This is a genomic window from Streptoalloteichus hindustanus, from assembly GCF_900129375.1.
Lineage (GTDB): Bacteria > Actinomycetota > Actinomycetes > Mycobacteriales > Pseudonocardiaceae > Streptoalloteichus > Streptoalloteichus hindustanus.
This window is the reverse complement of sequence record NZ_FQVN01000004.1, coordinates 138,728-152,113: the sequence shown is the minus strand read 5'-3', so window position 1 is coordinate 152,113 and position 13,386 is coordinate 138,728. Positions and strand designations below refer to the sequence as shown.

At 71.4% G+C, this 13,386-nt stretch carries 9 protein-coding genes and 1 CRISPR repeat array; of the genes, 5 read left to right on the top strand and 4 right to left on the bottom strand.

Features of this window, described 5'->3' with window-relative positions; translation table 11 throughout:
• Positions 1 to 12 precede the first annotated feature (12 nt).
• Complete coding sequence (locus tag BUE43_RS13555; RefSeq protein ID WP_083959661.1) at positions 13 to 1,044, bottom strand: alpha/beta hydrolase; 1,032 nt, start codon at positions 1,042 to 1,044, stop codon at positions 13 to 15.
• A 78-nt stretch (positions 1,045 to 1,122) separates the two neighbouring features.
• Between BUE43_RS13555 and BUE43_RS13550 the strand changes: the two genes are divergently transcribed.
• The 3 genes from BUE43_RS13550 (at position 1,123) to BUE43_RS13540 (ending at position 3,118) form a co-directional block, all read left to right on the top strand.
• The gene (locus BUE43_RS13550; RefSeq protein WP_073482999.1) at positions 1,123 to 1,701 is read left to right on the top strand and encodes a TetR/AcrR family transcriptional regulator; all 579 of its coding nucleotides are present in this window, start codon (positions 1,123 to 1,125) and stop codon (positions 1,699 to 1,701) included.
• A gap of 318 nt (positions 1,702 to 2,019) precedes the next feature.
• Positions 2,020 to 2,706, top strand: a complete 687-nt coding sequence (locus BUE43_RS13545) for an SRPBCC family protein (RefSeq protein ID WP_073482998.1) — start codon at positions 2,020 to 2,022, stop codon at positions 2,704 to 2,706.
• 25 nt (positions 2,707 to 2,731) lie between these two features.
• Complete coding sequence (locus tag BUE43_RS13540; protein ID WP_073482996.1) at positions 2,732 to 3,118, top strand: hypothetical protein; 387 nt, start codon at positions 2,732 to 2,734, stop codon at positions 3,116 to 3,118.
• Positions 3,119 to 3,196: 78 nt separating this feature from the next.
• Here BUE43_RS13540 and BUE43_RS13535 read toward each other — a convergent pair whose 3' ends face one another.
• A complete protein-coding gene (locus BUE43_RS13535) occupies positions 3,197 to 4,081 on the bottom strand; it encodes an NAD(P)-dependent oxidoreductase (protein WP_073482994.1) in 885 nt (294 codons plus the stop codon).
• Between the two features lie 49 nt (positions 4,082 to 4,130).
• Here BUE43_RS13535 and BUE43_RS13530 point away from each other — a divergent pair, with 49 nt between their 5' ends.
• A complete protein-coding gene (locus BUE43_RS13530) occupies positions 4,131 to 4,538 on the top strand; it encodes a MerR family transcriptional regulator (protein WP_073482992.1) in 408 nt (135 codons plus the stop codon).
• 299 nt (positions 4,539 to 4,837) lie between these two features.
• Positions 4,838 to 5,293 carry an iron chaperone gene (locus BUE43_RS13525; RefSeq protein WP_073482990.1) on the top strand — a complete coding sequence of 152 codons (456 nt, stop codon included), beginning with the start codon at positions 4,838 to 4,840 and terminating at the stop codon, positions 5,291 to 5,293.
• 78 nt (positions 5,294 to 5,371) lie between these two features.
• Here BUE43_RS13525 and BUE43_RS13520 read toward each other — a convergent pair whose 3' ends face one another.
• Both BUE43_RS13520 and BUE43_RS33445 read right to left on the bottom strand, forming a co-directional pair.
• Entirely contained in the window at positions 5,372 to 7,435 is a 2,064-nt protein-coding gene (locus tag BUE43_RS13520) for an MDR family MFS transporter (protein ID WP_073482988.1), read from the bottom strand.
• Positions 7,436 to 7,706: 271 nt separating this feature from the next.
• Positions 7,707 to 7,978: direct repeats of the CRISPR family, unit length 28 nt; unit sequence GTCGTCCCCGCGCGCGCGGGGGTAGCTC.
• A 327-nt stretch (positions 7,979 to 8,305) separates the two neighbouring features.
• Positions 8,306 to 13,381: a hypothetical protein gene (locus BUE43_RS33445; RefSeq protein WP_073482986.1), complete on the bottom strand. Its 5,076-nt coding sequence runs from the start codon at positions 13,379 to 13,381 to the stop codon at positions 8,306 to 8,308.
• Positions 13,382 to 13,386: the final 5 nt, after the last annotated feature.

Below are 13,386 nucleotides of genomic sequence, written 5' to 3'. Positions count from 1 at the left end.
GTTCCGTGGTGGTCATCGCTTCCCCGTCTTCGTCGGTCCCGCCGGAACCCGGCCCGTCAGCCGGAATCCGCCCCGGAGGAACCCGGCGACCTCCGCTCGCGCCGCTCCGGCCTGCCGCACCAGGCCCGGCATGCTGAGGAACGCGTGCGTCGCTCCGGGGTGCTCGGTGAGGTGGGCCGGCGTCCCCGACTCGCGCAGCCGTGCGAAGTAGAGGCGGCCGTGGTCGGCCAGCGGGTCAACGGTCGGCACCACCACGAGCGCCGGGGCCAGCCCGCTCAGGTCGTCGGCGTGCAGCGGCGACAACGCACGGGGATCTTCTCCCTCCGGGGCGGCCAACCGTTGGAGCAGCCGCATCTGCGCCATGTTCAGGGTCGGGCTGTGGGCGTGCTGGGTGGTCGAGGCGTAGTCGTACGACTTGTCGGTCAGGTCGAGAGCGGGGTTGACCAGCACCTGCGCCCGCAGGGGCAGGCCGGTCTCCCTGGCCCGGAGCGCGACCAGCGCGCAGATCAGCCCTCCGGTGCTCTCACCGAAGACCGCGGCGCGTGCCGGATCGATCCCCCACTCCGCGGCCTGCCGCACCACGTGGTGGAGCACGTCCCAGCCGTCGTCCACGGCCGCCGGCAGCGGAGTCCCCGGAGCGAGGAGGCGGTGCTCGACCGAGACGACGACCGCGGGCAGCCGGGCGGCGAGGTGGCTGTTCACCCAGTCGCTCTGCACCGCCGTGCCCACGAACCCACCGCCGTGCACGTGCAGCACGAGCGGCAGGGCGCGGTGTCCACCGCCGCGCGCGGACGTCGGCCGGTACACCCGGACCCGGACCGTTCGGTCGGGCAGCGCCACCTCCCGCCACCGGATCTCGGCCCCGCGGTCGGGAAGTCCGGTGATCACCCGGATGAACGGGGACGACCGCTTGCGGTTCTCCGCGTCGCTGAAGGCGGCCAACTCCTCGGCGGTGATCGTCGCCCAGTCCGGCCCCTTGTTGCTCAGGGCGTGCAGCAGTCGGATGCCCAGCGGTGGTCGTTCCGCGCCCGTGACGTCCTTCATGACCCCTCCTCGACCGGCGACAGTTCCGCTACCAGCGGTAGCGAAACTGATAGTAGCGAAACTAGCTATCGTGAGGGCATGAGCCCAGCGTCCCCATCCGCCAGACCGCCCGGCCGCCCGCGCGCCGGCATCGAGGCGACGGTCTTCGCCGCGACGCTGAGCACGGTCCACGAGCTGGGCTACGCGGGCGCGACGATGGATCGCATCGCGGCGGCGGCCGGCGTCGCGAAGACGACGATCTACCGCCGCTGGCCGTCGAAGGGGGCACTGATCACCGACTGCCTCGTCGACGCGCTGGGCCCCGTCCCGCTGGCGGACGCCGGCCGGGAGGAGATCATGGCCTCGGCCATCCGCTGGGTCGCGGCGAAGGTCAGCGAGCCCGGCGTGGGCGCGGCGTTCGCCGGCGTGTTCGTCGACGCCGTCAGCGATCCGGCCCTGCGTCAGATCCTGTCCACGCGCCTGCAGGACCCCTACCGGGTCGTGCTCCAGGACGTGCTCGACGAGCCGGAGAACCGGGTCCTGTTCTTCATCGACGTCATCGTCGGAACCCTGCTCCACCGGATGGGCATGACCGGAGCGCCGATGGTCGACGCCGACGTCACTGCCCTGGTCGAGATGGTGGTGCGCCACCTCACCAACGGCACCGGCCCGGCCTAGGCAGGCCGGACGAACGACTTCCCCGACTTCCGGCCGGCTCCGTCAGCCGGTACTGCCCAGCGGCGTCACTGTCCTCATAGGACTATGCCGGAGCCGACTCGGATCACTGATCCGATCACGTGACCCACAGGTCTCGTCAGGCGATGAGTGCCGCGCACCAGCGGCACCGACAGCGGGACAGGCGCGTCGGTCTCGCGCGCTTCGAACTTCAGTGAGAGGTTCTCACTCCTGTCGTTGACACCCCGACTCGTTGGTTATAACTTCTAACTACCGCGACAGACACTAACTAGTCGAGCCACCCCGGCAAGGAGAAGCGCCGTGAACGTCACCACCCCGTCCCTCTCGCCGAGCCCCCGGACCCGAACCCGGCTGTGGAGCGCCTTACTCGCGCTCCCCCTGGCCACCGGGCTCCTCGGCGCCGCCGTCGCGCCGGCCCACGCCGCGACCTCCGACCAGAACGCGACGCCCAGCCACACCGCCGCTCCGGAGTCGCTGACCTGCCGGGGCGCGGGCATCGACCCCACCGCCAAGCTCCACCACCGGACCGAGATCTTCATCAAGGCCCCGCTGAGCACCGTCTGGAAGCTGCACACCGACCTGGAGGGCTGGCCCTCCTGGCAGACCCCCGTCACCAGCATGAAGCGACTGGACCCGGGACCGCTCCGGAAGGGCTCTCGGTTCCAGTGGACCACCCCGGCGCCGCCCACGCCCACGACTCCCGCCACCACCCTGGTCATCACCTCCGCCGTCCAGCAGATCAGGCACAACCAGTGCGTTCGCTGGTCCGGGCCGGCGATCGGCGAGGGGCTCCGCATCGACCAGGGCATCCACGTCTGGAACTTCGTCCGGGTCAGGGGCGGCGTCATCGTCCGCACCGAGGAGAGCTGGACCGGCGCCCAGATCGAGGCCGACCCGGCCACCTCCATCAAGTACCTCGCGCCCGGTCTCGACGCCTGGCTGGCCGCGCTCAAGACCGCCGCCGAAGCCCACTCCTGCGACGACTGAGCCCACCGTCGACCGGGAGAAGACGATGATCCCCTCCACTCCGCCACTCGACCGTCCAAACCAGACCGCCGCCCGCACCTCGCGGCCCGCGCTCATCGCGGCCTGGGCCGTCCCAACCCTCGTCCTCGGCCAGTTCGCCCTGATCGCCGGCATTCCCGTCGCCGTCGTACTGATCAGCGCCCTGCGCGATCCCCGATCGCCCGCACTTCGCTGGTGGGCCGGCGCACTCGCCGCCATCTACGCCGCTCCACTGGCGTTCTGGCTCGTCGGGCCGAGCAGCGCGCCCAGCCTGTCGAAGTCCATGAGCCCCGTCGTCACCGCGTTCGTCGTCGCGACCGGCGTCGTTGTCGCCATCGCACACCACGTCCTGCGCGGACGTTCCGGAGCACCAGCCCGCGAACAGGCCACCTGAACGCTTTGCCCGGCCAGCACCGGAAAGGACGGGGTCGAGGAGTTCTCCTCGACCCCGCCCGCCCTGTGTCGGGGTCGGTCAGCCCACCCGGGGCTTGCTGAACTCCTCGATCAGCACGGGGTACTGCTCCCCGCCGTGCCCGGCGGCGATCGCCCGGTCGGCCATCGCCTTGATCAGCTTGGGCAGTTCGGCGTTGACACCCACCGCCTCGCTCTCCTCGATCAGGTGCGTCATCGCCCGCACGTCCGTCTCCAGGGCCGACACCTCGGCGGGGAAGGAGCCGTTGTCGATCTGCTCGGCGTACCCGGGCAACCACTCGGCCACCTCGACAGCGAGCCGCCGCGCGAACGGCGCGTACGTCGTGGCGTCGACACCGGCCGTCCTGAGCAGGGCCGTTCCCTGGAGCCATGCGTTCAGCACGCTCCACATCATGGCCAGCCCGGCCACGTCGTACAGCGACGCCAGCCCGTAGTCCGCGCCGAGGTAGGTGACGGTGCCGAGCGCGCCGAGGGTCGACTCGTGCGCCTCGAAGACCGCCTGCGGCCCGCTGTGCAGGATCACCCCGTCCGGGGTCCCGATCGACGGGGGGATGGCCATGATGGCGCCGTCCAGGTACCGGGCGCCGCGCTGCTCGGCCCAGCGCGCGGCCTCCCGCGCCTGGGCCGAGTCGCCCGAGGTCAGGTTCACCAACGTCGTGCCGCCCAGCTCGACGTCACTCGCGCCGAGCAGCTCGTGCACGACCTGGTAGTCGGTGACGCAGAGGATCGTCAGAGTCCCCGCCTGAATCGCGTTACCCACCGTCGGCGCCAGCCGCGCACCCTCGGCGACCAACTGGTCGGCCTTGCCGGCCGTCCGGTTCCAGACCGTGGTCGGGTGCCCGGCTTCCAGAAACGTGCGGGCCAGCGCCTGGCCCATCAGCCCGAGCCCGATGACGGCCACGGGTGCGTCTGCGTTGTTGTTCATGACAGCATCGTCAACGTTGATACCGGTGTGAAGGTCAAGCGAGGTTTCGGTGCGAATCGGAGAACTGAGTCGTCGGACGGGCGTCAACACCCACCAGTTGCGCTACTACGAGGCCCAGGGCCTGCTGGAGGCGAACCGCCGCGCGAACGGTTACCGCGAGTACGACGAAACCGCCGTACTGCGGGTGAAGCAGATCCGACACCTGCTCGGCGCCGGTCTGTCCTCAGAGGACATCGCCTACCTGCTCCCCTGCGCGGTCGGCGAGGCCCCGGAACTGCTCGGATGCCCCGAACTGCTCACCGCGATGCGATCCCGGCTCCAACGACTGGACGAACAGATGGCCACACTCGCCCAGTCCCGCCGCGCCCTCGCCGACTACATCGACGCGGCCGAACAAACGGCCAGCGACAACTACCCACCCTTCGACGGCACCAACCTCCAACCCATCCCCGCCTGACCAACCAGCCCACCGGCCACCCCTGACATCCCTCCTCGGAGAGCCACCGCAGCGTCGCGCATGGAATTTATTTTAGTTGGCACTGAAGCCATCGGGGTGTCAGTCGCGTATCGTGTTCGCTCAGTCTCTGGGTGATGCCGCGCCGAGACTGGTCAGGAATCAAGAAGCACAGGTCATCGGACCGCGCCTAACGTTCCTGCCATGACCTCGACCGTCCACTGACTTCCTGAAAACACCAGGTCAGTACGACGGGTCGGGTTACGGTCCCGCGCACCACCGTCCTCCGAGGAGACAGCACGATGAGCCGCACCAAGACCAGCAGCAACTACGAGGGCTTCACCGCCGAGGAACGCGCCGCGATGAAGGAACACGCCCAGGAGGTGAAGAAGGCCGCCCGCCGCAGCTCCCGCACCGACAAGGCCGCCGAAGCCCTGAAGGACGTGCTGGACAAGATCGCCGCGATGCCCGAGGCCGACCGGGTCATCGCCGAACGCGTCCACGCCGTCGTCACCACTCACGCCCCGATGTTGGCGCCGAAGCTGTGGTACGGCATGCCCGCCTACGCGCTGGACGGCAAGGTCGTGTGCTTCCTGCAGAACGCGGACAAGTTCAAGACCCGCTACTCCACCCTCGGCTTCAACGACCTCGCGGCACTGGACGACGGCGCGATGTGGCCCACCCACTTCGCCCTGGCCGAGATGACCACCGAGGTCGAGGAACGCATCGCCGCCCTGGTCCGACGAGCAGTGAGCTGAACCCGACCCAGGCGGGTCCGATCTTCGTCGCAGGCGGACGGCCGTGAACGTCCGCGGTGTCGCTGGGGCTGGGCCGGGTCAGCCGGTGGCGACGGCCACCGGTCGGGTGCCGATGTCCTCGTCCTCCGTCAGGAGGCGGCGGGCGATGGACTCGACCGCTTCCCGCAGGTCCACTCCGGGTCGGCGACCGATGTCCCGCTCCACCTGCTGTTCCAGCCAGGTCGCCCCCGCGTGGCGGATGAGCTCCGACTCCCGGCGTCCCACCTCGGTGTGCGCGTACACCCGGCCCTCGTGGGAGAGCACCCCCTCGTCGACCAGGCGGGTGAACAACGGCGCCAGCACCTCCGGCGGCATGCGATGCCGGAAGGCGATCACCTCCAGGTCCGCCACGCCGAACCTGCGGGTGGCCAGTTCCACCTGGATGACCGCCCACGCGCTCGCCACGTCCAGGTGGGTGCCGGCCGCGGCCACGATGCGCCGCAGGGCGTCCGGCTCCGTGTCGCGCAGGATCCGGCCGACCGCCGCCTCCAGGACGCACTGCGAGTCCGGTCCCCTCGGCGAGCCGAACCCCTCCCCCAGATCGGTCGAGCCCAGTCGCGCGCTGTCCCGCAGGGGGACCTGCTTGAGGAACAGCGACACCACGAAACCCAGCAGCGCCACCGGAACCGTCCACACGAACACGGTCCGCAAGGAATCGGCGTACGCCCCGATGATCGGTTCCTTCGCCAGGGCTGGCAGGGCGTGCAGGCTGGCCGGGCTGTGGGCGGCCGTCGCGATCGACGCGGGGTCGGCCACCCCGGTGCGGGCGGCCACGGCGATCGCCGACGTGAGGTTCGGGGTCAGCGCGTTCGTGTAGATGGTGCCGAACACGGCTGTGCCGAACGCGCCGCCCAGCGTGCGGAAGAACGTCACCCCGGACGTCGCCGTCCCCAGGTCGGCGTAGTCAACGGTGTTCTGCACGGCGATCGTCAGCACCTGCATGCTCAGACCCAACCCCACACCGAGCACCACCATGTACAGCGACGACAGCCACACGCCCGTGTCCGGCCCCATCAGCGACAGCAGGTACAACCCGAGCGCGGTCACCAGCGAGCCGACGATGGGAAAGACCCGGTACCGCCCGGTCTTGCCGATCACGTTGCCGCTGACGATCGACGACACCATCAGCCCCAGCACCAGGGGCAACGTGCGCAGACCCGCGACCGTCGCGGAGACGCCCTCCACGTACTGCAGGAAACTCGGCAGGAACACCATCGCGCCGAGCATCGCGAAGCCCACGATGAAGCTCAGCAACGAGCAGACGGAGAACACGGGGTTGCGGAACAGCCGCATCGGCAACATCGGCTCGGCGGCGCGGGTCTCGGCCCAACAGAACAACGCGAGCGCGACCACCCCGCCCACGAACAGACCGATGATCACCAACGATCCCCAGGCGTACTGGCTACCACCCCAGCTCGTCGCCAGGACCAGCGCGCTGGAGCCGACGGCGACGAGCCCGATCCCGGCGTAGTCCACGACCACGCGGTGCACCGACCGCACCACCGGAATCGTCCGCGCCGCCACGAAAACGACGACGACCGCGATGGGCACGTTGACGTAGAACGCCCAGCGCCACGACAGGTGGTCGGTGAACAGCCCGCCGAGCAGCGGCCCGACGACTGTCGACATGCCGAACACCGCGCCCATCGCGCCCTGGTACTTGCCGCGCTCACGGAGCGGGATGACATCGGCGATCAACGCCATCGCGGTGACCATCAACCCACCCGCGCCGACACCTTGCAGCCCCCGCCACGCGACGAGCAGTGTCATCGACGTGGCCATCCCGCACAGGAACGAGCCGGTGATGAAGACGACCGTCGACACCTGGAAGACCAGCTTGCGGCCGAACAGGTCGCCGAACTTCCCGGCGAGCGCGGTGGCCACGGTCTCGGCCAGCAGATAGGCCGTCGCCACCCACGACATGTGCGCGGCCCCACCGAGATCGGCGACGATCGTCGGCAGCGCCGTGCCCACGATCGTCTGGTCGAGGGCGGCCAGCAGCATGCCCAGCACGATCGTCACGAAGACGACGTTGCGCCGCCCGGTGTCCAGAACTGGCGGCGCCGGTTCCTCGACGGCCGGCGCCAGGTCGGCAGTGGGCACCCCTCCACGGTCACACCGCGAACCCACGCCCCGCACGTCGAGTCACCCGGTCAGTTGGCACCACCCCAACCAGCCACCCCCTCTCTCCATGGGCCTCCATGACCGCGAGATGCTGGGCCACGATGGAGAAGATTGGCCGACCTGATTCGTCGAGCTCAGGGCGGTGGTCGCCTACCGCCACTGCCGGGGAACCAGCTCGACTCGGACATCGGCTCCCGAAGGACTGGTCAAAACCGCCGTCCCGGCGAGATAAACTGCCAGGTCAGGAAGTGTCGTCCCCGCGCGCGCGGGGGTAGCTCCACCGGGGGGCGATGGGATAGCCGATCTACTATGTCGTCCCCGCGCGCGCGGGGGTAGCTCCGAGATGATCCGCAGGTCGGGGTGGGTGCTGGTGTCGTCCCCCCGCGCGCGGGGGTAGCTCCGAGGAGCTGGTAGGCGGCATCGTCCCTGTCACGTCGTCCCCGCGCGCGCGGGGGTAGCTCGTCCTTGAGTGACCACTACGCGGCCATGTGGGAGTCGTCCCCGCGCGCGCGGGGGTAGCTCAAGTCGGGGCCATAGCGCCCCCCCTTCCTGGTCAGTCGTCCCCGCACGCGGGGGTAGCTCTGCCGACCAGGTGCTCCAGGTCCCAGGTAGGCCGTCGTCCCCGCGCGCGCGGGGGTAGCTCGCACAGCAGGCGTACCTCGCCAACGGTTCGACCGTCGTCCCCGCGCGGGGGTAGCTCCTGGCTCGACCAGATCTGGGGGATGAACTTCGTGTCGTCCCCGCGCATGCGGGGGTTCCCCACTTACGTTTCGTCACGGTGACGCAGTAGCGACGTCCGCGCGGGCGGGGGCTGGGACGTGAGCGCATAGGCATCGAGCAGCGGGGAGCTCACACCACGAAGGTTTCGGCGAAGACCACGCGGCCCGTTGTTGGGTCGGGGGTGTCGTCCGTCGGGAGTGGTTCGAGCTCTCGGATGACGATGCGGTGGTGGTCGGGTTGGCGGTCGGCGGGGAGTCGCACCGTTCCGCTCCAGAGGGGGATCGTGGGCCGGATGCCGGGTTGGGGAGGGGCCGGGTTCATCGGCAGGACGAAGTCGCCGCTGGCTGTCACGTCGTGTGCTTCGCCGGAGGGGCATGTGGCGGCTTCGTCCAGCACCAGGCATTCGCACCGGGCGCACCGGCGGGCACCGGCGGCGCCGACGACGTGCGGCAGGACCGTGAGGGCGTGTTCCACGTCGGTGACCGGCTCGTGGTCTTCTCCGGCCGCGCAGGGAGCCGGGGTGTTGTCCGGGCGCACCAACGTCGTGCACTTGCCGCAGAACCGCCAGCCGCGCTCCCCTGCGGTGTCGGGGCCGGACACGACCGGGAGGTTCATCTCCAGGGTGTCCAGCACGTGTCCGCCGCCGTCGGGGCAGGGGCCCGGGGAGTCCGAGGTGAAGACGAGCCCCTGGCATGCCACGCACAGCACCGCGCCGGGTTGTCCCGGGGCGGAGGGGTCGCGGTCGAGCACGTAGTCGGCGCTGCCGGAGTGGTCGTGGGGGCCGCCGAAACTGGCGGGGCAGGGGCCGTTGGCCGCGACGGGGCCGGGAATCGGTCCGCCGAACACGAGGCTGTGGCACCGGGCGCAGCGGCGCCATCCCGTCCACGGGTCGAGGGTGGGGATTCGCGTGAGCGCGTAGACCTCGCCCTCGACGGGGACGTGCTCGCCGCCGGCTGAGCAGACACCGGGGTTCCGGGCGTGGACCAGGATCTGGCACTGGGAACAACGACGCCACGTGTCGCCGGCAGGTGGTTCCGCGGCCGGTTCGAGCGCGAATGCCTGGCGCTTGCGGGGTCGGTGCGAGCCACCGACGGTGCACGGGCCGGACGCCCCGTCACCCACGAAGGTCACCCCGCCGCAGCCGCCGCACGCCCGCCAGTCCCACCGGGGTGACAGAGCGACCTCCACGCCGGGGGTGTCCTCGGGCAGCGGTGCCCAGCCCAGCTCGTCCTGGGTTCCCGGGATGCGCCGCTCCACGTCCACCCGCACGGGCAGGCCGGGTCGGGGCACCGACTCGGGGGGCGCGCCGTCGACCACGAGCTGGAACAGGTTCGGGTCGCCCGGCAGGGGGCGCAGCCGCACCTCGCGGGTCGGTGGCACCTGGGCGAAGTCGGCGAGCACCACGCGGGAGAGCTCCACTCCCGGCAGCGACTGCGGCTGGTAGCGGGCGAGGGCGAGCCGGACGAACGGGAAGTACGTCACGTCGGGAAGGGTGTCGAACGCGATGTCGCAGTACAGCAGATCGCGGTCGGCGTCCGGGTCGTGCCGCACCACGTGGCCGACGGCGATGACCGACAGGCCGGGCTCCTCCTCCAACGTCGTCAGGGGTTCGATGACCACCGCGTTGGAGAACGCCATCGGTTCCGGTGCGCCCAGCCCGAAGTCCACCCAGAGGGGGTCCCCACCCCAGTGCGTCACGAAGGCCGCGGTCCGGTCGTCCGGCGGGTAGTGCACCGGGTCGACCAGCACGACCGCCAGCAGCTCCCCGTCGCCCGAGGAGAACCACGGCCGCTCCAGGTAGACCCGAAGACCTCCGGTGCGGTGGCTGACGCGGGCGCCGTCGGGCGCGGTGTCGCGGGTCCAGGAGAAGGTGGGCAGGACCGACACCACGCGGGGCGCGGCGGGGCGGGCCGAACTGGGCACGACCACCTCGACGGCCTCGCCGGTGCGGGTGATCCGCTCGGGTTGTCGGGTGACCTCCGGCGGGAAGCACTCCCGGAACCGGGTGCTCGCCGTGACCTGGTACTGGACCACGCGGGCCCTGGTGTCCCCGAACTCGTGCCGGCTGAGGAACTCGCGGCCGGACTGGTCCTCCGGGTGCGGCGCGTGCAGGGTGAGCTGACTGCTGTCGTGGTCGTAGGTGGCCAGGGGCACCACCTCGACCTCGTCGAGGTTCGGCGGTTCCCCGCCCGGCTCTCCCGGCAACGGGATCGGGATGTCGAACACGTGCGCCTGGCACGGCACGGGTGGGGCACCCGGCGGGTCGACCGCCTCCAGCCACGACGCGAACACGTCCACCTTGACCGTGCTGTCGCCGTCCACCGGGACCTGGGCGCCGACGAAACACGCGGTGAGGTCGGGAAAGCGGGTCACCCCGATGTCCTGGAGCTCCGGGGTGAGCAGCGGTTGCTCCACGGCGTGCACCAGGGAGATCACGCGCGAGGGGGTGAGCTGCCAGCTCCCGCCGGCCAGCGCCACCTCCAGCGTGCCGGGCGGGACCTGGTGGTCGGGGTCGGTCTCCAGCAGCCACCGCCACTGGCCGAGCTGGTCCAGGTCCTTCACGGCGAGGAACGAGCTGAGCCGGAACGCGCGTTGCTGGGCGGGGGCGAGGAAGACGGTCAGCACCCTGGCCTGCGGGTCCCACGCCGGCGGCGCGTCCCCGACCTGGTCGGCGGGCGGTTCGGCGAGCACCAGGCGGAACGGCAGCCGGTTCGGCCACTGCTCGCCGAACCCGATCCGCACCACCGATCCGCCCAGTGCCGCGATGTCGTCGGCGGGGATGGCGGAGGCGACGAACGTCAACCGCCCCGCCTGGTCCAGCACCCCCGACGGCCGGTCCTCGGGCACCCCGGGAAGCCCGAACAACGCCGCGCCCCGGGCCAGCGGGTCGGGCAGGTAGGGCAGTTCGAGGCGGGGCTCGCGGTGCACGACGTAGCCCTCCCCGGTGCTGGCGGTGGGGATCGTCTGGATCGCGGCGGGATCGGCCACCGGGGCCAGCTCCCCGGACGTGACGTCGACGACCGCCGTGTCCGTGAGCCGGCCCTTCTCCTTGCGGGCGATGCGGTAGGTCTGCCGGGGATCGCCGCCGGACCCGAACGACGCGTCGAACATGCCGTGCGTCTCGGCGGTGAGCTGCGCGGTCTTGGGCGGCACGACATGCCGCTCCGCGGTCGCCGAGTAGTGGGCCGCCGCCTCCGGTCGGGCGTCGCGCACCAGACCGGTCAGCTCGTCGGCCTCCTCGGCCGCGCTCGCCCCCGGGCGGCTGCGGATCACCAACCGCTCCAGCGACTCACCCTCCACGAACCGCTCCCTGGGCACGAGCACGGGCGAGAGCACCGGTTCGAACCGCCGGTAGACGAAGTCCTCCTCGTCGAGCGGGAGCACCGGGAGGTCCAGTCCCAGCAGGGGAAACAGCTCGAACAGCTCGGTGGCCTCCGCCAAGCCCAGCCCGTTGCCGGCCAGGTCGACCGCGCGCGCCCGGAACCGGTAGCGATGGCCGAACCGCAACCGGGGCAGGGACCCGGGTTCGGCCCGGAACGACACATCGAGCTGGGGCATCTCCTCGGGCGCGGTGTTCACGAGCCGCTCGACGCCCTCGTCGGTGATCGTCCGGCCCGGGCGCGGCGCCGCCAGGCTCCAGCCCTGCCAGTGGGCCAGGGAGTCGTGGACGTACAGCTCGCTGTTGGCGTCCGGGCGACCGTCGGCCCCGACGGGTTCGGTGACCGCCTGTTGGACGACGCCCTCGTCGTGGATGACCAGGGTCTTCGGTCCGCCCTCGTGGCGGCGGAAGACGTAGGTGCCCACCCGTTGGTGCAGCGAGCGCCACGCCCCGGCCTGGGCGTCCAACACGTCGACGCGGTAGCCCCGGACGAGGTCCTCGGCGAACAGCGCGGGCGCGCTGCCCTCCGCGAGGGTGGCGTTGTTGTCGGTGGCCGTGCGGAGCCCGTCCCACACCCGGTTGGCGTGGTTGTCGCGGACGATGCTCACGCCGCTGGTGCGGACCGTCGGCACGCCGCCCTCGTCGGCGTCCCCGTCGGGATCGGCCCCCGGGGCGCGCGACAGGGAGTTGACCAGTTTCAGCCCGCTGCCGTACACATCGGTCTGGATCAGGGCGAACTCCCCGTCCGACCGGACGTCGAGCAACCCGTGGACGATCTCCCGCCGCTCCGGGTGCGGGGCGGCGGCGAAGAAGCCGTGGTGGTTGCCCTCCAGCACGTAGGCGGTGAACGGGCTCAGCGAGTCGCCCCGGATCGGCTCGGTGAAGGCGGGCAGCACCTGGAGCTGGTGGGCGACCGGCTCGTCGCTCGGGGACGGCGGAACCGCCCCCATCGGCACCTCCAGGTCGATGACCAGCCCGAGCAGGCGCAGCAGCGCGGCGTCGTCGGAGAGCAGGGTCAGGCACCGGTGGAAGTCGAACACCGGGGCCGGCGGCGGGGGCGCGCCCTGCGGGACCACCTGCCCCTGGTTGAAGGCCGTCAACCGGGCCAGCTCCGCCGCCGGGGCGTCCTCGACCGCCGGCAGCACGTGCACGGGCTCGTCGGGGGTGAGGGTCGCCAACGCCCGCGCCTGGCTGATCGCCACCGCCACGCGGCGCGGCACGTCGGTGTCGTCGTCGGCCCGGAACATGTTGCCGGCCAGCCTGTTCAGAACCGTCCTGATCCGCTCCGGCCCCATGTCCTCGGGCGCGGCCAGCGTCGGCACGACCGGTTCGGCGTCCCCCATCGCGGTGAACGCGGCGGTCAACCCCATGGTCGCGCCCAGGGCCGAGAACGTGGGCCGACCGACCAGGGACTGCTGGGCCAACGCCTGGTGCCCCTGTTTGAGCTGGTCGTGCAGGCGCGCCGCGGAGTAGGTGCTCAGCGGTCGGGCCGACATCTTCTCCGTCGTGTGCGCCTCGACCGGGGTGGAGGCGTCGAACAACGCCCGCCACAGCGCCGAGTCCGGTGGCGGGCTGGTCACCGTCGCCAGGACCGACTGCCCGGGCGGCTCGTCCGCCGACGCCCTGGCCCGCACCGAGAAGGCGACCGCGCCCGGCCGCAGCCGCGCCGGCCAGTCGAGGAAGTCGGGGAACCCGGCCAACGTGGGGCCGCGGCCCTCGGCGACCAGACGGGGGGACACGAACACCGAGATCCGCAGCCGTCGAGCGGCCGGGTCGCCGGTGACCCCGTTGGGCAGGGCCGTCCACAGCACGGTCTCGTCGGCCATCTCGC

Coding starts and splice junctions, on each gene's coding strand:
- BUE43_RS33445 (WP_073482986.1), bottom strand. CDS start 13,381: ATGGCCGACGAGACCGTGCTGTGGACGGCCCTGCCCAACGGGGTCACC.
- BUE43_RS13535 (WP_073482994.1), bottom strand. CDS start 4,081: ATGAACAACAACGCAGACGCACCCGTGGCCGTCATCGGGCTCGGGCTG.
- BUE43_RS13525 (WP_073482990.1), top strand. CDS start 4,838: ATGAGCCGCACCAAGACCAGCAGCAACTACGAGGGCTTCACCGCCGAG.
- BUE43_RS13550 (WP_073482999.1), top strand. CDS start 1,123: ATGAGCCCAGCGTCCCCATCCGCCAGACCGCCCGGCCGCCCGCGCGCC.
- BUE43_RS13555 (WP_083959661.1), bottom strand. CDS start 1,044: ATGAAGGACGTCACGGGCGCGGAACGACCACCGCTGGGCATCCGACTG.
- BUE43_RS13540 (WP_073482996.1), top strand. CDS start 2,732: ATGATCCCCTCCACTCCGCCACTCGACCGTCCAAACCAGACCGCCGCC.